Genomic DNA, 24,763 nt, shown 5'->3' with positions numbered 1-24,763 from the left:
GCGGCGCCTGGGTGGGCGTCGTGCATGGGCAGAACCTCCCGTTTCGGGTCGGGGGTCGTGTTCGGGTGGTGCGACCCTACCCTGCCGCTCACAGCTCGTCCATAGCGCGTGGGGTTCCGGCAGTGGTCGGACGATCGGCGGACGAGACCCGTACCCCGCGCGCCGGCACCGTCGCAGGGCCCGGCAGCGGGCACCGGACGACGACCGGAACCGGTCCACCGAGTCCCCCGGGAGCCGGTCAGTGCGTGGTCGCGAGCGCCCGCGCGGTCAGGGTCCGGAGCCAGTCGATGCGCTTGCCGGGCCAGCCGTGCACCACCGCGAGCCACTCATCGGGCAGGGCGCCCGCCCCGTACCGGGCGCCGGCGAGGCTGCCCGCGATCGCCGCGACGGTGTCGGTGTCGTTCCCGCCCCGGACCGCGCGCTCGAGGACGTCGACGAGGTCGCTGCCGCGGGTGACGGCGGAGACGGCCCTCTGGAGCGCCGCCACGACCCAGCCGTTCCGGTCGGCGAAGTCCGCCGGGTTCGACTGCTCGGCCTCATCGAGGAGCGCGAGCCACCGGGCGCGGCGTGCCCGCGGCAGGAGCGGGATCCCCGTCCGGACGTCGACGTGGCCCTTCCGGACCGCGCGGCGGATCGCGGCCGTCCAGAGCACGCAGGCGTCACCGGCGTCGTCCTCGTGGTGCGTCAGTTCCGAGACCCGTCGGGCCGCCGCGGCGAGTCCCCGCTTCGTGCCGTCTCCGAGGTACGCGAGCGCGACGGGCCCGGTCCGCATGAGCGACCCGTTGCCAGCGGACCGGCCGTTCGCCTGGTGCACCGCGAGTGCGGCGGCGCGGGCAGCGGCCTCGGTGTTGGCGTCGAGCTCGGCGAACACCGCGCGGGTCTGGACACCGGCGTCGGGGGCGTCCTGCGCCCAGTCGGCCCACTCCGCCACGATGCGTCCGAGCGTCCGGGCGTCGTCGAGGCGATCGCCGCGCGCGAGGGCCTCGAGCACGGGGATCCCCATCGCGGTGTCGTCGGTCCATTCCCCCGGCGCGGTACCCGTGGGTCCGCCACCCCGCATGCGCACGGGCGCGTCCTGGGCGAGCGGCGGTCCGAACTCGTAGCCGGCGCCGAGGGCGTCACCGCATGCGGCGGCGAGCACCGACCCCAGCGCGCGATCACGCACGTCGTCGTCCATCGAGCCTCCCGGGGCAACGCTACCGGGCGCGTGGGCCCCGCCGTCGATCGTGACGTCGCCCCGGACGGGGGCATGTCGCTTCGGGTGACGCACGGGAGGATCACTTACTGTCATGCCCGTCCGCCCGCGACCGAACCCCGTCGCGTCCGCTCCCGGAAGGTCCGCCCGCCCCGTGATCCCGACCGCGCCCAGCCCCGTCCGCGACGCCGTGCTCGACCGCACAGGCCAGCGCAGCACGGGCCAGCGCAGCACGGGACAGCGCAGCACGGGACAGGGCAGCACGGCTCGCGCCGGCGCGACCGGTGGTCGCCGGACCACGGGCCGCTCGACCCGGGCGCGCCGACGACCGCGGCGCACCAGCGATGCCCCGGGCCGGTTCGGACGTCGCGTGGCCGTCGGGGTCGTCTCGGTCTTCGGCGCCGGCGTCGTCGCGGCGGCTATCGGGATCGTGGTGCTCGTCGTCATCGCGGTGAACTCCCTGCACGGGCTCGTCGGTGCCGGGACCACGGCGACGGCGATCACGTGCCCCGCGGTGCCCGCGAAGACCGTCGGCGGCATGGTGGTCCCCCGGGGTCCGGTCGCGGGCTACTGTCAGGACCGCCTCGTCAACGCCGCGTACGTCATCGAGGCCGCCCAGTCGCTCGGCATCGGCCCGCACACCCAGGCCGTCGGGGTGATGACGGCAATGGGCGAGTCCGGGCTCGTGGACCTCGACCACGGGGACGCGGCCGGTCCGGACAGCAGGGGCCTGTTCCAGCAGCGGGACAACGGCGCGTGGGGGACGTACGCCCAGCGCATGGACCCGTACACGGCAGCGACGATGTTCTTCCGGAAGCTCGTGAGCATCCCGGGGTGGAAGACGATGACCCCGACCCAGGCCGCACATGCCGTGCAGGTGAACGCCGACCCGGACCACTACGCCCGGTACTGGCCCGGCGCCGTGCAGATCGTCGAACGCCTGACCGGCGAGGACGTCCCCGAGGTCGCACCGCAGTAGCCCACGGCGGTCACCACCCGAGCGTGCCCGGGGCCCCCTTGAACGGGCCCACCACGCGGGACGTCACCCAGCCGCCGTAGAAGTCGCCCGGCTGTGGCTCCACCCGTTCCCCGTCGACCTCGCAGTCGTCCACGGCCCCCGGGTAGACGGCGACCCGGTCGGCGAGGACCTCGTACCCGGCCCAGGGACTCGGGTAGCGCCAGGCCGCGCGTGGCGCCGTCCGGCCGCCCCCGTGCAGGTCGAGGTATCCGGCCCGGCCCTTGAACTCACACATGCTCACGCCCTCCGCCGGGGTGAGGGCGCCGGGGGCGAACCCGGACAGCGGGAGGTAGTACACGGGTGGATGGCTCGTCTCGAGCACGCGGACGGCATCCCGCGTGTCGGCGACGACGACGCCGCCGAGCCGGACCACGACGTGTTCGGCGGTCGACTCGACCCGCGGTGGGCGCGGGTAGTCCCAGACGGACTCCTGACCGGGTCCCGGGACCACCGGGACCAGGCCCTTCGGGCGGGTGCTGGCCATGTGCCCCCGTCTACTCGCGCCGCCCGGGAGGCGCCTCCCGCCACCCGGCAGCCTGCAGCCTGCAGCCGCAGGGATCCTCCAGCCGCAGGGAACCTCCAGCCGCAGGGAGCCTTCCGCCACCGGGGGTGTCATGCCGCGACCGCGCCGAGTGCCGGGAGGAGCGCCACGCCGTCGTCGGACACGAGCACCTGCGCGCGCAGCGGCACCGCGGCTCGAGCGAAGGCGACCGTGACAGCCTCGGCCCACGCCCGGTCGCGATCGCGGGGTGCGGACGAGCCAGGCCGTTCCCACGCCACGATCACCTGGGTGGCGCCGACGTCGGGCACGATCTCGCCCATGGCCTGCGCGAACTGCGCCACGCCGTCGGGCTCGGGAGCGGCGGGGAGGTCGTCGATGGGCACGAGCACCTGCACCGGCACGGCGTCCTCGCCCAGGAACAACAGCCAGCACTGTCGGCGGACGACGGGCAGGAGCAACGCCCGGACGAGGGCGAGCACGTCCGCGTCGGTGTGGACGGGGCGGTCACGGAGCGTTTCGAGTGCGTTCTGATCGGTCATGGGACCGAGCCTGGCCCTGTGGCGGAGCCGCTCCGGGCCTCCCGGTCGGGCCTGTGGACCGCGCGACCGACGCCCGCCCTGTGGACGGCGAGGACGAGCGCCGATCCCGGGTCGACGGCCCGTGCCGGCCGCGGAGACGCGGGTCAGAGTCCCAGCCCGCGCCCGATGATCTCGCGCTGCACCTCGTTCGCGCCGCCGTAGATCGTCGTGGCGACCGCGGTCCGCAGCTGCTGCTCCATGCCCGCGGCCGAGCCGTACCCGGATCCACCCATGAGCTGCACGGCCTCGAGCGTCGTGTGCTTGTACGTCTCGGTGGCGCGCAGCTTCGCCATCGACGCCTCGGTGTTGAGCCGGTCCTCCTCGCCCGCGTCGACACGGTCGGCGATCTCGTACACGTACGCGCGACACACCGCGACGTCGGACGCGAGGTCGGCGATGCGGTGCCGCACCGCCTGCTTCCGCGACAGCGGCGCCCCGAACTGCTCGCGCGTCGTGACGTGCGCGATGAGCTGGTCGAGCGCCCGCTGGGCCGCCCCGACGCTCATGGCGGCGATGATGACGCGCTCGACCGCCAGGCCGCGGCCGATGTGTCGCCACGCCTCACCGCGTGTCCCCACCACCGCGGACGACGGCACGCGCACGCCCGACAGGAACACGTCGTTCACCATGTGGGCGCCCATCGTCTCGATCGGGCGCACCGTCACACCCGGGGCGTCGGCGGGGACCATGAACAGCGTCAGCCCGTCGTGCCGGACACCGCTGTCGTCCGTCCGGGCGAGCACGAGCAGGTGGCGCGCCAGGTGCGCGAACGAGATCCACGTCTTGCGGCCGTCGAGCACCCAGTCGTCGCCGTCCCGGGAGGCGCGGGTCGTCGCCGCGGCCAGGTCCGACCCCGCCTCGGGCTCGGTGAACGTGACCGACTCGGCATGCCCGGAGACGATCGAGGTCACGATGGTCCGGCGCTGGTCGGCGTCGCCCCACTTGAGGTAGCTCTGCGCGGCGGTCAACGCCGTCGAGTAGGCCGTGAGCGGCACGCCCGCGCGCGCCGTCTCCTCCAGGAGCAGGCACTCCTCGGTGAACGTCCGTCCGCCGCCACCGTCGGCCACGGGCAGCGACACCCCGAGCAGACCCCGGTCGGCGAACAGCGCGAAGGCCTCGGGTGCGTTGAGCGCGGTGTCGTCGCGGGACAGGCGGCGGCGGGCCTCCTCGTCCGGGACGAGCTCGGCGCACGCGGCACGCACGGCGTCGAGGTACGACCGCTGCTGCTCGGTCAGGCGCATGGACTCCTCCTCAGGGACGAGCCGACGGTACTCCGTCCACAGGAACGCTCCTGCCTCCGGACACACCAGCCGACCATGGGTACGTTCCACCCATGGACGCTTCGGTGCGGGATGCAGTACCCACGACGGCGGTGACGCTGCGGATCAACGGCGAGGACCACCCGCTGGTGGTGGACAACCGCACGTCGTTGCTCGACGTGCTCCGCGAGCGGCTCGACCTCATCGGCTCGAAGAAGGGCTGCGACCACGGCCAGTGCGGCGCGTGCACGGTGCTCCTCGACGGCCGCCGGGTGAACAGCTGTCTCGTGCTCGCGGTCGCGGCGGAGGGCAGCGCCGTGACGACGATCGAGGGACTCGCGGACGGTGACGATCTCCATCCGGTGCAGGTGGCCTTCCTCGAGCGCGACGCGTACCAGTGCGGGTACTGCACGCCGGGCCAGATCTGCTCGACCATCGGCGCGCTCCGCGAGGCTCGTGCGGGGATGCCGAGCCACGTCACCACCGACCTCGCGGCCGACGAGATCGTCCTCGATGACGCCGAGATCAGGGAACGGATGAGCGGCAACATCTGCCGCTGCGGTGCGTACGTCAACATCGTGGCCGCGGTCCACGACGCCGACGCCGCCGACGCGGTCCACGTGCACACCGAGACCGACGACACCGACGGCACGCAGCGGCGTGACGAGACGACAGGGGCTGCACGATGAAGACGTTCGAGTACGAGCGCGCGACGGACGTCGACGACGCGGTCCGGCGACTCGCGGCGGAGCCGACGGCCAAGCCCCTCGCCGGCGGCACGAACCTGGTCGACCTCATGAAGCTCGGCGTCGAGCGGCCCGATCGCCTGGTCGACGTGTCCCACCTCGGTCTGACGGACGTCGTGGAGGAGCCCGACGGCTCGCTCACCATCGGCGCGGGCGTGCTCAACGCCGACCTCGCCGCGCATCCGGCCGTCCGTACGCGCTTCCCGGTGTTGAGCCGCGCACTCCTCGCCGGGGCGTCCGGACAGCTCCGGAACCGGGCGACCACCGCCGGCAACCTCCTCCAGCGGACCCGGTGCGTGTACTTCAACGACGTGAGCAAGCCGTGCAACAAGCGGGAGCCCGGGACCGGCTGTCCGGCGATCGAGGGCCTGTCGCGCGAACTCGCCGTGCTCGGCACGTCCCACTCGTGCATCGCGACGCACCCCGGCGACATGGCCGTGGCGCTCACCGCACTCGACGCGACCGTGCACTTCACGACCACGGAGGGGCCGTCCTCGCTCCGGATCGGCGACTTCTACCGGCTCCCCGGCGACGAGCCGGAGCGTGACACGAACCTGCCGGTCGGCGCGGTCATCACCGCCGTGACGATCCCCGCGCTGCCGTTCGCCGCCCACTCGACGTACCGCAAGGCCCGCGACCGCCGGTCCTACGCCTTCGCACTCGCCTCCGTCGCGGCCGCGATCGACGTCGACGGCGACGTCGTCCGCGACGTCCGGATCGCGTTCGGTGCCGCGTCGCACAAGCCGTGGCGCGCCTCCGCCGCCGAGGACGCGTTGCGGGGCGGCCCCGTGACCCTGTCGGCGTTCGCCGCGGCTGCCGACGCCGAGCTGGCCGCCGCGACCCCGACCGACCAGAACGCGTTCAAGGTCCCGCTGCTGCGGCGGCTCGTCGTCGGCGTCCTCGCCGAACTCACGGGCGTCGACGACGCCGCCGGCCCGACGAATGGTCGCGCCGCGGACACCGGCGCGGCCGCGGCGTGACCGCGATCGGGGCTCCCCTCGCCCGCCTCGAGGGGCGGGAGAAGACCACCGGCATCGCGCGGTACGCCTTCGAGCAGGGGCCGGAGGACGACGTCCTCTACGCCTGGCCGGTGCAGGCCTCCGTCGTGACGGGTCGGATCGTCGCCACGAACGCCGACGAGGTCCGCGCCATGCCCGGCGTGGTCACGGTGCTCACCCACGAGGACGCGCCGCGCCTGCAGGAGTCGGACGACGCCGAGTTGCTCGTGCTGCAGTCCGACCGGATCGCGTACCGGGGCCAGGTGGTCGCCCTCGTCGTGGCCGAGACCCTCGAGACCGCCCGCGAGGCGGCAGCCCGGTTCGTGCCCGAGTACGCCGAGGAGGGCATGGACGTCGTCCTCACCGAGGACCACCCGAAGCTCTACGCGCCCGAGCAGGTGAACGCGGGGTTCGCCACCGACTCGAGCGAGGGGGACGTCGACGCCGCCCTCGCCACGGCGGCCACGAGCATCGACGCGACGTACCGGACGCCCGCGCTCTTCAACAACCCGATGGAACCCCACGCGACCACCGCGCACTGGCACGACGGCCGGTTGGACGTGGTCGACGCGTCGCAGGGCACGAGCCCCGACCAGTCGACGATCGTCTCGCTGTTCGGGCTCGACCCCTCGTCCGTACGCGTCCGGGCCGAACACGTCGGCGGCGGGTTCGGGTCGAAGGGATCCCCACGGCCGAACGTCCCGCTCGCCGTGATGGCGACGATGGCCACGGGTCGACCCGTCAAGATCGCCTACACGCGGCAGATGATGTTCGCGATCGCGGGCTACCGCACGCCGACGATCTCGCGCATGCGGCTCGGGCTCGACACCGACGGCCACCTGACGGCGGTGTCGCACCAGGCGTACTCGCACACGTCGAGCATCCAGGAGTTCGCGGAGCAGACCGGCGAGGTCACCCGGCACATGTACGGGGCTCCGAACATGCTCGTCACGCACCGCCTCGCAGGCCTCGACGTCCCGACGCCGCGGTGGATGCGGGCCCCGGGCGAGTGCCCCGGCATGTACGCACTCGAGTCCGCGATGGACGAACTCGCGATCGCCGCGGGGATCGACCCCGTCGAGCTCCGCGTGCGCAACGACCCGGAGGTCGACCCGGAGTCCGGGCAGCCCTTCAGCAGCCGGAACCTCGTCGCCTGCCTGCGCCGGGGCGCCGAGCTGTTCGGGTGGGACGGCCGCGACCCACGGCCCGGCGTTCGACGCGAAGGCCGATGGCTCGTCGGCACCGGTGTGGCTGCGTCGTCGTACCCCGCGATGGCCCAGCAGAGCGGTGCCCGGGCGACGGCGCTGCCCGGCGGACGCTACGCGATCGGTGTCAACGCGACGGACATCGGCACCGGCGCGCGCACGGTGATGGCGCAGATCGCCGCCGACGCGCTGGACGTCCCCGTCGAGGCGATCGACATCAGCATCGCGGACAGCGACCTGCCCGTCGCGTCCGTCGCGGGCGGCTCGTCCGGCACGGCGTCCTGGGGGTGGGCCGTCACGAAGGCGTGCCGCCACCTCACCGCGCTGCTCGACGAGGGTCAGCCGGTGCCGCCCGAGGGCCTGGAGGTGGTGGTCGACACCACCGAGGACGTCGCCGCCATGGGCCCGTACGTCCGTCAGGCGTTCGGCGCGCAGTTCGTCGAGGCGCGGGTCGACCTGGACTCGGGTGAGGTCGTGGTCCCCCGCATGGTCGGGGTGTTCGCGGCGGGACGGATCATGAACCCCCGCACCGCTCGATCGCAGTTCGTCGGCGGCATGACCATGGGCCTGTCGATGGCCCTGCACGAGCACGGCCTGCTCGATCCCGTGCTCGGGGACTACGGCAACCACGACCTGGCGACCTACCACGTGGCGGCGAACGCCGACGTCGAGGACCTGCACGTCGAGTGGCTCGACGAACGCGACGACCACCTCGCGCCGATGGGCGGCAAGGGGATCGGCGAGATCGGGATCGTCGGGGCCGCAGCCGCCGTCACCAACGCCGTGTGGCACGCGACCGGTGTCCGCATCCGCTCGCTGCCCGTGCAGCCGGACAAGCTCGTCGGGGCGCTGCCCTCGCGGGCCTGACGCCGACCGGGTCAGGACGCGGTGGACGCCGCCCGCGCCGGGTGGATGTTCCCTGAGCGCTCCCGGAGCGGCCGCGCACTGGTGGCGTTCCTCGTTGCGAGCACCTCGGCGAGGATCGACACGGCGACCTCCTCCGGGGTCTCCGCACCGAGGTCCAGGCCGATCGGCGACCGCAGTCGTGCGACGTCCGTCACACCCAGCCCGGCGAGTTCCTGCATCCGCCGCTCGTGCGTGCGCCGCGATCCCATGGCCCCGACGTACCCGGCGCCCCGCTCGAGGGCGAGCGCGACGACCTCGGCGTCGAACCGGTCGTCGTGGCTCACGACCACGACCGCGGTGTCGGCGTCCAGCCCGGCGCACGCGAGCCACGTCGGCGGCCAGGCGACCACCACCTCGGCCGCGGCGGGGAACCGTTCCGGGGTCGCGAACACCGGGCGGGGGTCGCAGACCGTCACCCGGTAGCCGAGGGTCGACGCCGCGTTGGTGAGTGCGACCGCGAACTCGACCGCGCCGACGACGACCATGCGCGGTGCCGGCTCGTTGCGCTCGGTGGCGCTCCGGACGTCCGAGCACTCGTCCGGCCGGGCCACGATCGCTCCGAGCCGGGGACCCTCGAGGACCCGCGTCACGCGGGCAGGACGCCCGGCCGCGGCTCGGCGCAGGGCGTCGACGGCGACCAGGTCGTCGCGCGTGAGGCGGGTCGCGAGGACCTCGACCCGTCCACCGCAGGCCAGGCCGACCGCGAACGGGTGGTCGTCGTGGCCGAAGGACTCGAGTTCCGCGACGCCGGACGCGAGGACCCGCTCGCACATCTCGTAGACGGCGCCCTCGACACAGCCCCCGGAGATGCTCCCGATCACGGTGCCGTCGACGGTGACGGCCATCGAGGTCCCGGCGCCGCGGGGCGCGCTCCCGTCCACGCCCACGGCCGTCGCGACGGCGACGGCCTCGCCTGCGTCGAGTCGGGCGAGGATCCGGTCGGCGATCTCGAACACGTGCTGGTCCTCCCGGTCGTCGTGTCGGCCGCACCCGCTCCGGGTGCGGCGGTCCGGGCCTCCCGACCCGACCCTCACAGCCAACCACCGGTGGCGGCGGTCGGCCACAGCGTCAGCCGGCGCCGAGCACGTCGGCCAGGAACCGGACCATCGTCGCCACGAGCGTCCGTCGCGACGTGTCGGTGTCCGCGCCGGCAGCGTGGACGCGAACCGGATGCGGTCCCGCGTGAGTGACACGCATCGGCACGCCGACCTCGGCGGGACGGCCGTCGGAGCGGAGCTCCCCCGCGAGTCCGCACATGTCAGTCCCCTCCCACGATCCACGTGTCCTTCGCTCCGCCGCCCCGGGACGAGTTGACGACCATGCTGCCCTCGGGCGCGACCCGGGTCAGCGCGACGTCGGCGAGTCGCGCCTCGTCCGCTCCGGTCCCCGTGAGGTACACGAACGCGCGGAGGTCGACGTGCCGGGGTTCGAGCCCGGCGGGCGTGAGCGTCGGGTGCGAGGACAGCTGGACGACCTCCTGCGCCACCCACGCCTCGGGAGCGGCGGCGATGGCGGTCCGCCGGTCGGCGACCTCCTCCGCGGTGGCGCTCGGTCCGATGAGCACACCGCGGCCGCCCTCGCCGTCGACGGGCTTCGTCACGAGCTCGCCGACGCGCTCGAGGACGGTGAGACGCTCCGACTCGTCCCGCGTCCGGTACGTCGGCACGGACTCGAGCAACGGTCGCTCGTCGAGGTAGTACCAGATGAGGTCCTGCACCGAGACGTACATCGACTTGTCGTCGGCCAGACCGTTGCCCGGGCCGTTCGCGAGGAACACGTCCCCCGCGGCGGCGACCGCGAGGACGTGCTCGCCGAGGTCCGGGTCGGCGTCGTTCGCCATGTCGACCACCTCGCCGTCGATGCGGATCAGAAGGGCGTCGACGACGCGACCGGTCGATCGCTCGACGACCCGGGCCTCCCGGACGGCGACGTCGTCGGGGGTGAGCAGCAGCATGCCCGCCTCGTCCGCCAAGGTGTGGTGCTCGTACCAGGCCTCGCTCGACGGACCGCTCGTCAGCACCGCGAGCGTCGGCTCCGCGACGCCGCGGGCGCGTGCCGGGGCGGCCAGGGTCGCGCGCAACAGCGGCAGGACGCTCCGCGGGTCCCGGAGCCCCGTCGGGCGAGGCGCGTCCGGCAGGACGTCGTCGATGAGCCGCCGCACCGCGAGCGCGTACGCCACGCCGCTCGGTGAGCGGACGTTGTCCTCGAGGACCCGCCATCCGCCGAACTCGTTGCGGACGACGTCGAACCCCTGCACCGCGGCCCGGACCGTGCCCGCCGGCAGCCGCGTGGCCTCATCGCGCCACCCGGCCGCGCCGACGACGTCGGACTCACGCAGCACACCGTCGGCGACGATCCGCCGATCGCCGTACGCGTCCTGGAGGAACGCCTCGATCGCGCGTGCCCGTTGCGTCAGCCCGCGCTGCAGCTGGCCCCACTCGTACGGGTTGACGATGCGCGGGACGAGGTCGCAGTGGAACGGCTGACGGGCACCACCGATGACGAACCCGAGCTGCTCCCGCTCCGTCCACGCGTCGCGGGCGGCGCACCGGGCGAGCGCCTCGTCGCCGTCCCACCCACGGAGGTACCCGGCGAGGTCACGGAAGACCGGGCGCGGGGAGGCACCCGGCCCGACCGCCTCGTCGCCCGCGCGCACGTGGTACCCGGGGATGGCGACCGCGCGCTCGTCGGCGCCGACGTCGGGATCGCTCCGGGACTCGCGGACCACCAGGTCGACGACGTCGTCGAGCTCCCCCCGCTCGGCGTACGCCGTGCGCTGCCGGTCCGCCGAGTTGCCGCGGGCCAGCGTCTCCTCGACGAGCGCCCCGACCATGCCCCAGTCCCCGAGCTCCTCGAGCTGCGGACGGAGGCGGTCGACGAGCTGCCGCACCGCCACGTGGGCCGGGAGCCGCTCGGGGTGTTCGCCGAGCCCGACGAGCTCGCCCGAGAGGCCGCCACGGGCCGCCTGCCACATCGCCGCCCGGTGCAGGGGCTCCCGGCGGGGGCGCCACTCGTCACCGCGCTCGATGTCCTGCTCCGCGCGGCGGACCGCGGCGCGGAACAGGCCCGCGATGAGCACGGCATCGTCGACGATCGGCGTCGCGTCGCACACCCGCAGCTCGAGCGTCGGGGCGTGCGAGGACGGCCGGACGTCGAAGTACGCCATCTTGGAGTCGGCGATCACCCCGCTCGCGATGAGGTCCTGCAGCATCCGGTCGTACTCGGCCGCGCTCGTCATCCGGCCGAACGAACCCGCGGTGGGCCAGCGCTGCCAGATGATGCTGCGGATGCTCGCGTACCCGGTGTCCTGGCCGTTCCAGTACGGGCTGCTCGCGCTCAGGGCGAGCAGCACCGGCAGCGCGGGGGCGACCCGCTGGGCGATCTGCACCGCCAGGTCGCGGTCGCTCACGCCGACGTGGATCTGCAGCCCGCAGATGAGCTGCTCGTCGACGAGCATCCGGTACTGCTCCTGCATGCGCCCGTACCGGCCGGTCGACGTCAGCTCGAAGTCGGCGAACTCCGAGCGCGGCGCCGTCCCGACGCTCCCGATCGCGAGCCCGTGCGGGGCGATCGCCGCCGTCAGGTCCGTCCGGAGCCGGACGATCTCGGTCCGGAGGTCCGCGAGGTCCCGCACCACCGGCACGTTCGTCTCGATCGTCGTCCGCTGCAGCTCGGCGCCGTACCGGTCGGGCGGCAGGCCCGGGAGGAGCTGGGGGGCCTTGGCGGACAACCGCCCTGTCCGCAGGTCGATGAGGTGGAGCTCTTCCTCGGCGCCCAGCGTCAGCTCTGCACTCATCCCTGCACGCTACGCGGGCGGCGTGTCGGCGGGGTGTCCGGGCCGTGTCGGCGGTGTTTCCCCGATCCCGGGCCGCCGCGGAGCACCCGTGGCACCCGATCCGCGGCGGCAGGATGCGCGCTCGTGGCCGTCGAGGCGTAGACGAGGAATCCGGACACCGTTGACGAGGAGCACCCTGATGACGAACTTCGGCTACACCCTGATGACCGAGCAGAGCGGCCCCCGCGAGCTCGTCCGGTACGCGCAGAAGGCCGAGGACGTCGGATACGACTTCGAGGTGTCGAGCGACCACGCCTTCCCCTGGCTCGAGAGCATGGGGCACGCCCCCTATGCCTGGACCGTCCTCGGCGCCGTGGCGCAGGTGACGAGCACGGTCGAGCTCATGACCTACGTGACCTGCCCGACGATCCGGTACCACCCGGCCGTGGTCGCACAGAAGGCCGCGACGCTCCAGATCCTGTCCGAGGGCCGGTTCACGCTCGGGCTCGGTGCCGGCGAGAACCTCAACGAGCACATCGTCGGGGAACGCTGGCCCGCGGTCGGCGAACGACAGGACATGCTCGAGGAGGCCATCCACATCATCCGCGCGCTCGAGTCCGGTGACGTCGTGACGTGGGAGGGCACGCACTTCCGCGTCGACCAGGCGAAGCTCTGGGACGTCCCGGACGGCGGGGTCCCGATCGGCGTCGCGGTGTCCGGCGCGAAGGGCATCGAGCGGTTCGCACCCCTCGGCGACCACATGATCACCACCGATCCCGTGCCCGAGCTCGTGCAGGGGTGGGACGAGCACCACCAGGGCGCCCCGTCACGCAAGATCGGCCAGATCCCGATCTGCTGGGACCCCGACGAGGACGCCGCGGTCGCGCGGGCACACGACCTGTTCCGCTGGTTCGCCGGCGGCTGGCACGTCAACGCGGACCTGCCCACCCCCGCGTCGTTCGACAGCGCCAGCCAGTTCGTGCGTCCCGAGGACGTCGCGGAGTCGATCGCGTGCGGCCCCGACCTCGACCGACTCGCCGAGAGCGTGCGGCCGTTCCTCGACGCCGGTTTCACCGACATCGCGATCGTCCAGGTCGGCGACGAGGGTCAGGACCGGTTCCTCGACGAGGCCGCCGGTCCCCTCCTGGAGAAGCTCCGCGCGCTGTGACGACCGTCGACGCGCACACCGCCCAGCGGGAGGGGTGCATCATTGATGAGGTGTCAACCGTCACAGACCGCCCCGCAGCCACCCCAGAGACGCGCCGGGCCGACCTCCCCGCCCCCGGCAACGCCACCACCCGTCACGAGAACGTCGGTCTGCTCGCCGTCGCGACCACGATCGCCGATCGCGTCACGACGTCCGCGGACATCGAGGAGCGCCTCCACCCCGTGCTCCGACGCCTCCGCCTCCCGAAGGGCCTGCTCGAGCGGGTCGCGGGCGTCAAGGAGCGTCGGAACTGGGGCCCCGAGCAGAGCTTCGACGAGGCCGCGATCGACGCCGCCCGCCGGGCGCTCGCCGAGGCCGGCGTCCGTCCGGACCAGGTCGGGCTGCTCATCAACACGTCGGTGACCCGCCCGCACCTCGAGCCGAGCGTGGCGGTCCGCCTGCACCACGGGCTCGGGCTGCCGACGTCCGCGATCAACTTCGACATCGCGAACGCATGCCTCGGGTTCGTCAACGCGATGAGCGTCGCCGCGGGCATGATCGACTCGGGTCAGATCCAGTACGCGGTCGTCATCGACGGCGAGGACGCCGACCAGGTCCAGCTCAACACGATCGCGCGCCTGAGCGAGGGCGGTCGGAACCGCAAGGACTTCATGAGCGAGTTCGCGAGCCTCACCCTCGGATCCGGCGCCGCGGCCGCCGTGCTCGGCCCGATGGACGTCCACCCGGAGGGGCACCGCATCCACGGCGGCGTCACCCGAGCCGCGACCCAGTGGTACGACCTCTGCGTCGGCAGCGTGGACGGCATGTTCACCGACGCCAAGGCCCTGCTCCGCGGCGGCGTCGAGCTCGTCGTGTCCGCCTGGAACGAGGCCAAGCGCGACTGGAGTTGGGGCGGCATGGACCGCTACATCTTCCACCAGGTGTCGGACATCCACATGAAGGCGATCGTCGAGGCGATCGACATCGACCGCGACCGCGTCCCCGTGACCTACTCGCGGTACGGCAACGTCGGTCCGGCGTCGATCCCGATCACCCTGGCCGAAGAGGTCCAGGCCGGCAACGTGCGGCGCGGCGACCGCGTCCTGCTCGGCGGCGTCGGCTCCGGCCTCAACACCGCCATGATGGAGATCGGATGGTGAGGTCCGGCCTGCCGCGCGCCGCCGCGGCGACCGCGCCCGCCGCGCTCCCCCCGCACCTCCCCGGACTCGACCCCGCCTGGTCGCGCCTCGTCGTGACCCCCGCGGTCGCGCCCGAGCACGCGCCAGGAGGCCCGTCGCCCGCCACGCGCACCTGGCACCTGCTCGACAACGCGGGACAGCTCGCCGAGCTCGGGGTCGAGCCCGTCGGCACCGTCCTCTGCGTCCACGGGAACCCGACCTGGTCGTACCTCTGGCGCAGCGTCCTCACCGCCGCGACCGAGACCGCCCGGGCCGGCGGTCCGGCCTGGCGCGTGGTCGCCGTCGACCAGCTCGACATGGGGTACTCGGAGCGGAGCGGTGTGCCCCGCGGACTCGCGCAGCGCGTCGCGGACCTCGGCGCCCTCACCGACGAACTCGGCCTCACCGGTCCCGTCGTCACCCTCGGACACGACTGGGGCGGCGTCGTGTCCCTCGGCTGGGCCGTGGACCACCCGGAGCTGCTCGCCGGCGTCGTCGTGTGCAACACCGCCGTGCACCAGCCCGCCGACGCCCCGATCCCCGCGCCGCTCCGGCTCGCCCTGCGGCCGTCCGTGCTCGGGCGCGCGACGGTCCTGACACCCGGGTTCCTCGAGACGACGCTCGCGATCGCCCACCCGCCGCTCCCCGCTCCCGTGCGCGACGCCTACCGTTCGCCGTACCGCGGAGCCGACCGACGGGGCGGCATCGGCGGGTTCGTGGCGGACATCCCCGTCGACGACCGCCACCCGAGCGCCGTCGAACTCGACCGGATCGCCGAGGGCGTCCGCGCGCTCGGCGTCCCCGCCCTCGTGCTGTGGGGCCCGCGCGACCCGGTGTTCCTCGAGCGCTACCTCGACGACCTGGCGACGCGGATGCCGCGCGCCGACGTGCACCGCTTCGAGGGCGCCGGACACCTGCTGCCGGAGGACGTCGACGTCGCCGGAGCCGTCCTCGCGTGGCTCGGCGACCGTCTGCCGGACGGGCAGGAGCCCGCCGCGGGGACTGCGGGCCTCCCGCCCGACGCCGACGCCGACGCCGACGCGAGCCGACCGGTGTGGGCGGCCCTCGACGAACTCGCCGACGCCGACGACGTCGCCCTCGTCGAGATGGCGCCCGGCGGCGGCCGTCCCCCCCGCTCCGTCAGCTGGCGGCTCCTGAGCCGTCGCGTCCGCGAGATCGCCGCCGGTCTGGCCGACGCCGGGGTGCAGCGCGGCGACCGCGTCTCGCTCCTCGTGACGCCGGGCGCCGACCTGACCGCCGTGCTCTACGCCTGCGTCCGCATCGGGGCGGTCGTCGTCGTCGCCGACGCCGGCCTCGGAGTCCGCGGGCTCACGCGGGCCGTGCGTGGCGCCCGACCCGACTGGCTCGTCGGCGCGCTCCCCGGGCTGACGGCCGCCCGCGCGCTCGGCTGGCCGGGCCGACGCATCGCCACGCCCTCGGTCCCCCCGGCGGCCCGTGTCGCCCTCGGCGTGGAGCACACGCTGGGGGAGCTCGCCAGGCGCGGCGCGGCGCGACTCCGTGCCGGGGTCGCGCTGCCCGCGGCACCCGTGCCGACGGACACGGCCGCGGTGCTGTTCACCTCGGGATCGACCGGACCCGCGAAGGGCGTCGTCTACACGCACGCGCAGCTCGCCGCCGTCCGGGACGCCCTCGCGACGCAGTACGGCGTCGGCGTCGGCACCGGGCTCGTGGCGGGGTTCGCGCCGTTCGCCCTGCTCGGACCCGCGCTCGGCGCCCGGTCGGTGACGCCCGACATGGACGTCACGGCGCCCCGGACCCTGACGGCTCGCGCGGTCGCCGCTGCGGCCGCCGCCGCCGCCGCCGGCTCTCCCCTCCGCGAGATCGCAGTCGTTGCCGCTCAGACCGGGTCGGGAACGGCAACGACTGCGATCTCGGCGGAAGGAACCGGGGGGACCGAAGGGACCGGCCGGACCGAGCCCAGCGGCGAGGGCGTCGTCGTGTTCCTGTCGCCCGCCGCGCTGGCGAACGTCGTCGCCACGGCCGGTGCGCTGACCGCCGAGGACCACGCCGCGCTCGGACGCGTCCGCCTGTTCCTGTCCGCGGGCGCTCCCGTGCCCGAACCGCTCCTCGCCGAGGCCGCTCGACTCATGCCCGCCGCGAGCGCCCACACGCCGTACGGCATGACCGAGGGGCTGCTCATGACGGACATCGACCTCGCGGGCATTCGAGCCGCCGCGGTGGGCCCCGCCCACACCCCGGCGAGATCGCAGTTGTCGCCGGTGTCGCAGGGGTCAGAACGGCAAGGACTGCGATCTCGCGGAAGGGGGACCGGGGCCGGGGCCGGGACCGGCGGGGGCGTGTGCGTCGGGAGGCCCGCCGCGGGTGTCGCCGTGCGCATCGCACCCCTCGACGACCTCGGCGCGGCGACGGGTCCCCTCGGCACGACACCGGAGGTCACCGGCGAGATCGTCCTCGCTGCGCCGCACGGCAAGGACCACTACGACCGGCTGTGGCTGACCGACCTCGCGGCGCGGCGACAGGTGAGCACCGACCGTCGCTGGCACCGCACCGGCGACGTCGGACACCTCGACGCCGACGGACGCCTCTGGGTCGAGGGGCGGCTCCCCCACGTCGTCCCCACCGCGTCGGGCGTCGTCACCCCTGTCGGACCGGAGCAGCGCATCGAGTCCGTGCCGGAGGTCGACCGCGCGGCCGTCGTCGGCGTCGGCCCCGCCGGGACGCAGCAGGTCGTGGCCGTCGTCGAGACCACCCCGGCGGCGCGACGGCCGCACCTGGCCGACCCCGCGCTCGCGGAGCGGGTCCGGGCGACCGTCGGCGTGCCGGTGGCGGCGGTGCTGGTCGTGCCGCGCCTCCCGACCGACATCCGACACAACTCGAAGATCGACCGCACGCGCGTGGCGCGCTGGGCCGCCGGCGTGCTCGCGGGGGGCCGGATGGTGCGACCGTGAGGGTGCTCGTGACGGGCGCGAGCGGGTTCCTCGGCCGCGCCGTGGCCGCCGCGGTCCGCGACGCCGGTCACAAGGTGCACACCTTCCAGCGGCGCCCGTCCGGCGTCCTCGGCCTGGAGGACCGGCTCGGCTCCCTGACGTCGGCCGCCGACGTCGAGGCGGCCGTCGCCGACACCGACGCGGTCGTGCACCTCGCCGCGAAGGTGTCGCTCGCGGGCGACCCCGCGGACTTCGCGCGCGTCAACGTCGAGGGGACGCGGACGTTGCTCGCCGCGGCCCGCTCGGCGGGGGCGTCCCGGTTCGTGTTCGTGTCCTCGCCCTCGGTGGCGCACGCCGGCGCCTCGATCGTCGGCGACGACGCCGCGCCCGCCGATCCGTTCCGCGCACGTGGGGACTACGCCCGCACGAAGGCGCAGGCCGAGCTCGCTGCGCTGGCGGCCGACGCTCCCGGGTTCGCCGTCGTCGCGGTCCGCCCGCACCTGGTGTGGGGTCCGGGCGACACCCAGCTCGTCGGCCGGATCGTCGAGCGCGCCCGGACGGGGCGGCTGCCGCTGCTCGATGCCGGGGCGGCCCTGATCGACACGACGTACGTCGACAACGCGGCGAGCGCCATGGTGGCCGCACTCGACCGGGCCGAGGACGTCCACGGCAACGCGTACGTCGTCACGAACGGCGAGCCACGCCCGGTGGCGGAACTCCTGGCGGGGATCTGTCGAGCGTCGGGCGTGCCGGCGCCGACGCTGCACGTGCCGGCGGGGCTCGCCCGGGTCGCGGGGTCCGCCGTCGAGGCGCTGTGGCGCGTCCGGCCCGGGCGCGACGAGCCGCCGATGACGCGGTTCCTGGCCGAGCAGCTGTCGACCTCGCACTGGTTCGACCAGCGGCGGACCCGGGCCGACCTCGGGTGGACGCCCGCGGTGTCGCTCGACGAGGGGTTCCGGCGGCTCGCGGCCGTGCCCGGGCGTTGACCTCTGGTTGACTCGTCGGGTGTCCCGACGTCGACGCCCGCTGGCCCGTCTCCTCGCGGCGGCGGCGGTGCTCCTGGTCCTCGCGGGCACCGCGGTCCTCGTCCTGCGCGTCCATGCGTCGCGCGAGGGCGGTGCCGTCCGGTACACCAGCCGCCCGCCCCTCGTCGATGCGGTCCAGGTCGACAACGCGCTGGCGACCCTGGCGCTCCTGCTCGTCCTCGCGGCGGTGGTCTGCCTCGTCGTCGCAGCGGTGCGGGCGCTCCGGCGGCGCTGACGCCGCGACCGAACCGGGTTCCGGACATCCCGCCGCGCATCGGCGCGGCTCGTCGTCCGTACTGCGGCTCAACGCCCGCGATGGACCGTGACGGGAGCACACGGGAGGCGCTAGCCTCGCGACCACCACGAGGGGGCAGTCAGCATGCGGATCATCACCATCGCAGCACGAACGGCAGCGTGGCTGCTCAGCACCGCAGTGAAGACGGTCGGCGGGATGCACGGCGTGAAGCCGTTCGCCGACGAGTCCGCCGCGGCACTGTACCGACGACGGGGCGACTACCGGCCGTAGCGCGCTCCGGGCGGGCGCGAGGCTTCCGGAAGGGCGCGCGTGGACGACGACTGCGCTGTCGTCGCGACGGCGCAGTCGTCGTCCAGGCGCGCAGTCGTCGTCCAGGCGCGCAGTCGCCCGGGATCGGGTCAGCGCTCGAGCGTCAGCGCCGCCGCGACGGCCCCGAGCACGCCCGAGTGGTCCCCGAGCGCCGGCTGCGCCAGGAAGTCCGGTGCGTCGAGCGACGCGGCGTGCCCCGCGCCGGGCCCACCGGACAGGAGCGGCAGCTGCGCCCGCACGGCGTCGAACAGCCCCGGGGACTTGAGCACCCCGCCGCCGACGACGAAGCGCTGCACGCCGGCGGTGATCGCCGCCGTGAGGGCGAGCTGCGCGATGTAGGAGCCGAGCATCTCGTAGGCGAGGGCCTGCTCCTCAGGGTCGGTGAACGAGGAGGCGTCGTGTCCCCATCGACCGATCACGGCCGGCCCGGACGCGAGCCCCTCGAGGCAGTCGCCGTGGAACGGGCAGCTGCCGACGAAGTCGTCCTGCGGGTGCTTGCGGACGATGACGTGCCCCATCTCGGGGTAGCCGTTGCCGTGCAGCAGTCGGCCGCCGAGCGCGAGGCCGACGCCCACGCCGGTCCCGAACGTCGCGTACCCGACGCGGTCGACGTCGCGCCCCGCGCCCCAGGTCGCTTCGCCGAGGGCCGCGCTGCCCACGTCGGCCATGATCACGGTCGGGACCCGGGAGGCCAGGGGGATCCGTCCGAGCAGGTCCTGGTCCGCCCATCCCGGCTTGGGCGTCCCGGTGACCCAGCCCCAGCGGTCCTCGGCGGGGTCGACGTTGACGGGGCCGAACGACGCCACCCCGAGCGCGGTGACCGGCTCGGACGACGACGCCTCGGCCTCGTCGAGGAAGGCGTTGATCGCGGTGGTGGTCTCGTCGGGCGTGGTCGTGGGGATCCGGGTCGTGCTGAGCAGCCGCTGGGGGTCGTCCTCGGAGACCACCCCGCAGATGACCTTCGTCCCGCCCGTCTCGATGCCTGCGATCACGTGTGTCTGCTCCTTCGGTCGGCGTCGTTGCTCGCCGTGCTCGTGTTCGATCGGTTCCCAGGATGGCACGACCCCCGCGGGGACGAGTGCCGGGCGACCGGTCCCCCGGCCGGCCCTCACGCGTCGGCGACGTGCACCCGGACCCCGGCGTCCCGGAGCTCCTCGAGCGCGGCCGGGTCGGCGGTCGAGTCCGTCACGAGGTCGTGGACCTGGTCGCAGGTCGCCACGCTCGCCAGCGTCACACGCCCCACCTTCGAGCCGTCGGCCACGACGACCGTGCGTTGCGCGTGCGTCACCATCGCGTGGTTCGTGCGGGCCTCGACCTCGTCGTGGGTGGTGGCTCCGGCCGCGGCGGTGATGCCGTCGACGCCGAGGATCGCGGTGCCCACGTTGATCGCGTTGAAGGTGTTCTCCGCGAGCACGCCGACCAGTTCGAACGAGTGTGGTCGGACGAGACCGCCCGTCATGATGACCTGCAGGGTGGGTCGCGACGCCAGCTGTGTCGCGGTCGTGAGGGAGTTGGTCACGATGGTGAGTTCGCGGCGCGTGGCCAGCACCCGCGCCACCTCGGTCGTCGTGGTGCCACCGGAGAGGGCGACGACGTACCTGCCCGACGGGATGAGTTGCGCTGCTCTCCGGGCGATCAGCGCCTTCGCCTCGCGGAACCGGGTGTCCTTCAGCTGCACCGGGAGTTCGATCGCGGTGTCGAAGGTCTTCGCACCGCCGTGGGTACGACGCAGGAGTTGCTGGTCCTCGAGGTCGGCGAGGTCGCGCCGGATCGTCGCCGGGGACACCGCGAGTTCCGCCGAGAGCGACTCGAGACTGAGGCTTCCGCTCTCGGCCAGGCGCTCGAGGATGGCGAGCATGCGCTGCGATCGCTTGACCGAGGTCGCGCGCGGGTGCGGGTCCGCCCGGCCGCCCTGGTAGGTCATGCTTCGATGCTACTGGGAGCGCGCACTCGCTCATTCCTGTTGTCCACTTGCGGGTGTTCCGCGCGAAACCGTTGGTGATCCGCGCACTGCTGACGAGGATCAGCACCATGACACGGGTTACCTTCATCGGCGCCGGCAGCGTCGTGTTCACGCGCCAGCTGCTGACCGACCTCCTCCGCTTCCCCGAACTCGCCGACGTCACCGTCGCGCTCCACGACATCGACCCCGACCGACTCGCGGTGGCCGAGGGCACCGCGAAGCAGGTGAACGAGCGGCTCGGCGCGCGCGCCACGATCGTCGCGAGCCTCGACCGCAGACTGGCCCTCGAGGGCAGCGACTTCGTCGTCAACATGGTGCAGATCGGCGGCATCGACGGCACCCGGAAGGACCTGGAGATCCCGGCGCGCTACGGCCTGCAGCAGACGATCGGGGACACCACCGGTGTCGGCGGTGTCTTCCGCGGCCTCCGGACGTTCCCGTTCCTGACCGCCCTGACCGCCGACATGCGAGCGGTGTGCCCCGACGCCCTCCTCATGAACTACACCAACCCGATGGCGATGAACGTGTGGTGGCTGTCGGTCGTCGCGCCGGACATCCGGTCGGTCGGTCTCTGCCACAGCGTCTACTGGACCGCCCACGAGCTGTGTGAGCTCGTCGGCGTCCCGCTCGAGGGCACGCACTACCGTGCTGCGGGCGTCAACCACCAGGCGTGGTTGCTCGAGTGGTCCCGCGACGGCGAGGACCTGTACCCGCGACTGCGCGAGCGGATCCGCTCCGAGCCGGAACTGCAGCGACGCGTCCGGGTCGAGATGTTCGAACGGTTCGGGTTCTACCCGACGGAGACCAGCGAGCACTCCTCCGAGTACCTGTCGTGGTTCCTCCGCTCCCCCGAGCAGATCGCCCGGTACCGGATCGAACCGCTCCAGTACCTCGACATCAGCGCAGCGAACGTCGACGAGTTCGAGGACGCACGGGCACGCCTGGCCTCGGGGACCGATCTCGAACTCCACGACAACGGCGCCGCCGAGTACGCACCGCTGATCATCCACTCGATGGTGACCGGCACCGAACGGGTCATCCACGCGAACGTGCCGAACCGCGGGCTCATCGACGACCTGCCGACCGGCGCCGCCGTCGAGGTGCCGTGCACGATCGACGCGGGCGGCCTCGCGCCGCACCGCATCGGGAACCTGCCGCTGCAGTGCGCCGCGCAGAACCGCAACTACGTGTCGGTCGCCGAGCTCGCCGTGTCCGCGGCACAGACCGGCGATCCCCTGCTCGTGCGCCAGGCCGTGCTCGTCGACCCGAACGCGAGTTCGACCCTGACGCCCGAGCAGATCTGGGCCATGTGCAACGACCTCGTGGACGCGCACGGCGACCTCTTGCCCGAGCCGCTCCGGGTGCACGTCCCGTCGACCTGGTCGTGACCCGCGCCGTGCCCCTGCCCACTCGGTGGGGGCACGGCGCGGCGGATCGCTGCGGCGTTCGCCGAGCCGCCCCGGGGACCGGTGGTCCGCGGGGCGGCTCGGAGGTTCACTCCCCCGGAGCGCCCTCGGGCACGGCGACGGGCACCCGGAGTGGATCGACGAGGTCGGCCACCGGGTGGACGGGGCCGCCGAGGACCTGGTCGGCGAGCACCTCGCCGAGGAGGGGGCCGAGTGTGAGCCCCCACGAGCCGAACCCGGTGGCCACGAACACGTCGTCCAGCCGCGACCGCCCGACCAACGGGAACCCGTCGGCCGAGGCCGGACGCAGCCCGACGCGGGTCTCGACGATCCGCGCGGCGGTGAGCCCGGGCGCGACGCGGAGCGCGTCCTGCAACACCGTCCGTTGGTCGCCCGCTCGGACCTCGGCGTCGTGGTCGGAGCTGGTCTCGTGGGTCGCACCGGCCACGATGCGTCCTCCGCTGAACCCGATGACGTAGGGTCCGGCGAAGGTCTTGAGGACCGGGAGCCGCTCGGTGGGCAGCCACCCCGCCGCGAGGTGCACGATCTGACCGCGGTCCGCCGTGACGGAGGTCGGCACGCCCACGGTCGTCAGCATCGATGCGGACCAGGCCCCGGTCGCGATCACGACGGTGTCGGCGACCACGGGCGCCCCGTCGACCTCGACGATGGCCCGGGATCCGGCACGACGGAGCTCCGCGCGTCCGGGCACGACCTCGACCCCCGACCGGACCGCGGCATCCAGGAGCACAGCCGTGAGCGCGTGGCCGTCCACCCTGGCGGTGCCGGCGAGCAGGAGTCCCTGCAGGTCGGGATCGACCGCGGGCCATCGCTCGCGGAGTTCCCGGCCCTCCAGGAACACGGGTGCCTCGCCTGCCGCTCCGCCGGGGTCCCGTTCCGCCGCCCGTGCGGCCAGGGCCGCGAGTGCGCCGCGTTCCTCCTCGTCGGCGGCCACGACGACCTCGTCGACGATCGCGTAGTCGGCGCGCGTGGTGGCGTCGTCGCCGAGGTCGCGCAGGAGGCCCGGGTACCGGGCGACGGCCGCGTCGACCAGGCGCGTCCACCGCGGGTCCGTGTCGCCCGGCGCCAGGCCGAACGGCGAGATGATGCCGGCTCCCGCGGTGGTCGCTCGGCCGGGGAGCCCCGCGTCGACGAGGGTGACCGCGACACCGCGCTCGGCGAGCCGCAGTGCGACGCTCGTTCCGGAGATCCCGGCGCCGAGCACGACGACGTCGGCCACCCGGCGTCCCGCGGTCACAGGCCCAGCACGCGACGGGCGTTGCCCGCGTACACCTGCTCGAGCGAGGAGCCGCTGAGTCCCACGCCCGACACCTGCCAGCGCCCCTGCGGCGGCACGGCGGCTCCGGGTGCGTAGTCGAAGCTCTCGTCCTCGGTCTCGAGGAAGCGGTAGAAGAGCGCGTAGGCCTCCGCGTCGACCGGGTAGACGTCCGATCCGAACAACACGCGATCGGGGAACCGCTCGACGAGGGCGCGGAACCGGCGGGGCTGCCGACCCAGCTCGGCCATCCGACCGCCGGTGTCCACGGTGAAGTTCGGCGCGCGCTCGAGGAGCCGCTCGACCCGGTCCAGGTCCTCGGCGACGCACCCGACGTGCGCGCCGATGTAGGTCGTCTGCGGGGTGGCGACCACGAGGGTCTCCAGGGCGTCGAGGATCCGGTCGAACGTCGGGAAGACCGAGCGGTCGCCGAACCACCAGTCGCGCTCGTGCCCCAGTTCGTCGAGCCGCTCGTTGTGCTCGTCGAGCGGTTCGAAGAACGCCATCGGGTCGGCCACGTGGATCAGGACCGGCAGGCCGATGTCACCGGCGTGACCGAGGACGCGCACGACGCGGGGGTCGTCCGGCAGGATCACGGCGCCGTCGGCGTCGTGCACCCGCAGCCCGAGGTTCTTCCACACCTTCAGACCGCGTGCACCACGCCGCTTGCTGTCGTCGAGGGAGGCGAGCAGCCGCTCCTCGCCGTCCGGTTCGCCGAGGAGCGGCCAGTCCAGCTGGCAGAACGTCACGAACCGCCCGGGGAACGCACGGTCGTACCGCTCGACGTTCGCGTCCACCTCGTCGCCCCACATGCCGTCGAGGTTGACGACGGTGGCGACGTTCGCGGCGTCCATGGTGCGCACGAGGTCGGCCGGGTCGGTGATCATCCAGTCGCCGTCGTCGCTGAGCCAGCGTCCGAGGTGGTTGTGGACGTCGATGCAGGGGACGGCGCTCCGCGTGACCGTGGTGTGCGGCAGGCGGACCTGCGCGCGCGGCCGCCAGTCGGTCAGTCGTAGCTCGGCGACGCGGTCCCAGTCGGGTGTTGCCATCATTCCTCCTCCGGACGGCGCGCGGTGCGCCGTCGTCCTCGCTCGCTCGCTCGCGTGCTGCGT

General features: G+C 73.8%; 22 protein-coding genes. 11 read left to right on the top strand and 11 right to left on the bottom strand.

The window, feature by feature from the left end:
- Nucleotides 1-238: 238 nt before the first annotated feature.
- Nucleotides 239-1,177 (bottom strand): ADP-ribosylglycohydrolase family protein, encoded by a 939-nt coding sequence (locus DEI93_RS05775; RefSeq protein WP_111119442.1) that lies wholly within the window; start codon nucleotides 1,175-1,177, stop codon nucleotides 239-241.
- 388 nt (nucleotides 1,178-1,565) lie between these two features.
- Between DEI93_RS05775 and DEI93_RS05770 the strand changes: the two genes are divergently transcribed.
- Nucleotides 1,566-2,174: a hypothetical protein gene (locus DEI93_RS05770; RefSeq protein WP_146244367.1), complete on the top strand. Its 609-nt coding sequence runs from the start codon at nucleotides 1,566-1,568 to the stop codon at nucleotides 2,172-2,174.
- Nucleotides 2,175-2,184: 10 nt separating this feature from the next.
- On the opposite strand, the gene DEI93_RS05765 is transcribed toward DEI93_RS05770, so the two are convergent.
- From DEI93_RS05765 to DEI93_RS05755, 3 genes are all read right to left on the bottom strand, one after another.
- Nucleotides 2,185-2,697, bottom strand: coding sequence for a DUF427 domain-containing protein (locus DEI93_RS05765; RefSeq protein WP_181436002.1), 513 nt, complete (start codon nucleotides 2,695-2,697; stop codon nucleotides 2,185-2,187).
- Between the two features lie 128 nt (nucleotides 2,698-2,825).
- Nucleotides 2,826-3,254: a hypothetical protein gene (locus DEI93_RS05760; protein ID WP_111012686.1), complete on the bottom strand. Its 429-nt coding sequence runs from the start codon at nucleotides 3,252-3,254 to the stop codon at nucleotides 2,826-2,828.
- A gap of 143 nt (nucleotides 3,255-3,397) precedes the next feature.
- On the bottom strand, nucleotides 3,398-4,534 hold the full coding sequence (locus DEI93_RS05755; RefSeq protein ID WP_111119444.1) for an acyl-CoA dehydrogenase family protein: 1,137 nt from the start codon (nucleotides 4,532-4,534) through the stop codon (nucleotides 3,398-3,400).
- Between the two features lie 92 nt (nucleotides 4,535-4,626).
- On the opposite strand from DEI93_RS05755, the gene DEI93_RS05750 reads away from it, so the two are divergent.
- Genes DEI93_RS05750 through DEI93_RS05740 form a run of 3 tightly spaced genes read left to right on the top strand, consistent with a single transcriptional unit; the run spans nucleotide 4,627 to nucleotide 8,368 of the window.
- Nucleotides 4,627-5,241: a 2Fe-2S iron-sulfur cluster-binding protein gene (locus tag DEI93_RS05750; protein ID WP_111119445.1), complete on the top strand. Its 615-nt coding sequence runs from the start codon at nucleotides 4,627-4,629 to the stop codon at nucleotides 5,239-5,241.
- Entirely contained in the window at nucleotides 5,238-6,278 is a 1,041-nt protein-coding gene (locus tag DEI93_RS05745) for an FAD binding domain-containing protein (protein ID WP_111008561.1), read from the top strand. Before DEI93_RS05750 ends, DEI93_RS05745 begins: the two co-directional genes overlap by 4 nt.
- A complete protein-coding gene (locus DEI93_RS05740) occupies nucleotides 6,275-8,368 on the top strand; it encodes a xanthine dehydrogenase family protein molybdopterin-binding subunit (protein WP_111008560.1) in 2,094 nt (697 codons plus the stop codon). The genes DEI93_RS05745 and DEI93_RS05740 overlap by 4 nt, the downstream gene beginning before the upstream one ends.
- A gap of 11 nt (nucleotides 8,369-8,379) precedes the next feature.
- Here the strand turns inward: DEI93_RS05740 and DEI93_RS05735 are convergent, their stop codons facing one another.
- The 3 genes from DEI93_RS05735 to DEI93_RS05725 form a co-directional block, all read right to left on the bottom strand.
- Complete coding sequence (locus DEI93_RS05735; protein WP_258368386.1) at nucleotides 8,380-9,363, bottom strand: XdhC family protein; 984 nt, start codon at nucleotides 9,361-9,363, stop codon at nucleotides 8,380-8,382.
- A 112-nt stretch (nucleotides 9,364-9,475) separates the two neighbouring features.
- Nucleotides 9,476-9,664: a hypothetical protein gene (locus DEI93_RS05730; protein WP_111008559.1), complete on the bottom strand. Its 189-nt coding sequence runs from the start codon at nucleotides 9,662-9,664 to the stop codon at nucleotides 9,476-9,478.
- A 1-nt stretch (nucleotide 9,665) separates the two neighbouring features.
- Nucleotides 9,666-12,203, bottom strand: a complete 2,538-nt coding sequence (locus DEI93_RS05725) for a carboxylate--amine ligase/circularly permuted type 2 ATP-grasp protein (protein WP_111008558.1) — start codon at nucleotides 12,201-12,203, stop codon at nucleotides 9,666-9,668.
- Nucleotides 12,204-12,381: 178 nt separating this feature from the next.
- Between DEI93_RS05725 and DEI93_RS05720 the strand changes: the two genes are divergently transcribed.
- The 6 genes from DEI93_RS05720 to DEI93_RS05695 all read left to right on the top strand — a co-directional run bounded on the left by DEI93_RS05720 (nucleotide 12,382) and on the right by DEI93_RS05695 (nucleotide 18,967).
- Nucleotides 12,382-13,350 carry a TIGR03557 family F420-dependent LLM class oxidoreductase gene (locus DEI93_RS05720; RefSeq protein WP_111026830.1) on the top strand — a complete coding sequence of 323 codons (969 nt, stop codon included), beginning with the start codon at nucleotides 12,382-12,384 and terminating at the stop codon, nucleotides 13,348-13,350.
- 149 nt (nucleotides 13,351-13,499) lie between these two features.
- Nucleotides 13,500-14,489 carry a 3-oxoacyl-ACP synthase III gene (locus DEI93_RS05715; protein WP_258372209.1) on the top strand — a complete coding sequence of 330 codons (990 nt, stop codon included), beginning with the start codon at nucleotides 13,500-13,502 and terminating at the stop codon, nucleotides 14,487-14,489.
- Entirely contained in the window at nucleotides 14,483-17,437 is a 2,955-nt protein-coding gene (locus DEI93_RS05710; RefSeq protein WP_111119446.1) for an alpha/beta fold hydrolase, read from the top strand. The genes DEI93_RS05715 and DEI93_RS05710 overlap by 7 nt, the downstream gene beginning before the upstream one ends.
- Complete coding sequence (locus DEI93_RS05705) at nucleotides 17,434-18,402, top strand: NAD-dependent epimerase/dehydratase family protein (protein WP_111119447.1); 969 nt, start codon at nucleotides 17,434-17,436, stop codon at nucleotides 18,400-18,402. Before DEI93_RS05710 ends, DEI93_RS05705 begins: the two co-directional genes overlap by 4 nt.
- 19 nt (nucleotides 18,403-18,421) lie before the next feature.
- Nucleotides 18,422-18,676, top strand: coding sequence for a hypothetical protein (locus DEI93_RS05700; RefSeq protein WP_111008555.1), 255 nt, complete (start codon nucleotides 18,422-18,424; stop codon nucleotides 18,674-18,676).
- Nucleotides 18,677-18,820: 144 nt separating this feature from the next.
- Nucleotides 18,821-18,967: a hypothetical protein gene (locus tag DEI93_RS05695; RefSeq protein WP_181435281.1), complete on the top strand. Its 147-nt coding sequence runs from the start codon at nucleotides 18,821-18,823 to the stop codon at nucleotides 18,965-18,967.
- A gap of 128 nt (nucleotides 18,968-19,095) precedes the next feature.
- Here the strand turns inward: DEI93_RS05695 and DEI93_RS05690 are convergent, their stop codons facing one another.
- Together DEI93_RS05690 and DEI93_RS05685 are read right to left on the bottom strand one after the other, a co-directional pair.
- Nucleotides 19,096-19,998: an ROK family protein gene (locus DEI93_RS05690; RefSeq protein ID WP_181436003.1), complete on the bottom strand. Its 903-nt coding sequence runs from the start codon at nucleotides 19,996-19,998 to the stop codon at nucleotides 19,096-19,098.
- A 116-nt stretch (nucleotides 19,999-20,114) separates the two neighbouring features.
- Nucleotides 20,115-20,930, bottom strand: a complete 816-nt coding sequence (locus tag DEI93_RS05685) for a DeoR/GlpR family DNA-binding transcription regulator (protein WP_111008553.1) — start codon at nucleotides 20,928-20,930, stop codon at nucleotides 20,115-20,117.
- A 107-nt stretch (nucleotides 20,931-21,037) separates the two neighbouring features.
- On the opposite strand from DEI93_RS05685, the gene DEI93_RS05680 reads away from it, so the two are divergent.
- On the top strand, nucleotides 21,038-22,357 hold the full coding sequence (locus tag DEI93_RS05680) for an alpha-glucosidase/alpha-galactosidase (RefSeq protein ID WP_111119448.1): 1,320 nt from the start codon (nucleotides 21,038-21,040) through the stop codon (nucleotides 22,355-22,357).
- Nucleotides 22,358-22,463: 106 nt separating this feature from the next.
- Here DEI93_RS05680 and DEI93_RS05675 read toward each other — a convergent pair whose 3' ends face one another.
- Together DEI93_RS05675 and DEI93_RS05670 are read right to left on the bottom strand one after the other, a co-directional pair.
- A complete protein-coding gene (locus DEI93_RS05675; RefSeq protein WP_181436004.1) occupies nucleotides 22,464-23,633 on the bottom strand; it encodes an NAD(P)/FAD-dependent oxidoreductase in 1,170 nt (389 codons plus the stop codon).
- The gene (locus DEI93_RS05670) at nucleotides 23,630-24,700 is read right to left on the bottom strand and encodes an amidohydrolase family protein (RefSeq protein ID WP_111119450.1); all 1,071 of its coding nucleotides are present in this window, start codon (nucleotides 24,698-24,700) and stop codon (nucleotides 23,630-23,632) included. The genes DEI93_RS05675 and DEI93_RS05670 overlap by 4 nt, the downstream gene beginning before the upstream one ends.
- Nucleotides 24,701-24,763: the final 63 nt, after the last annotated feature.

The organism is Curtobacterium sp. MCBD17_035, assembly GCF_003234815.2.
Classification (GTDB): domain Bacteria; phylum Actinomycetota; class Actinomycetes; order Actinomycetales; family Microbacteriaceae; genus Curtobacterium.
Note: the sequence above shows the minus strand (reverse complement) of the source record. Positions and strands in the feature narration are given on the sequence as shown.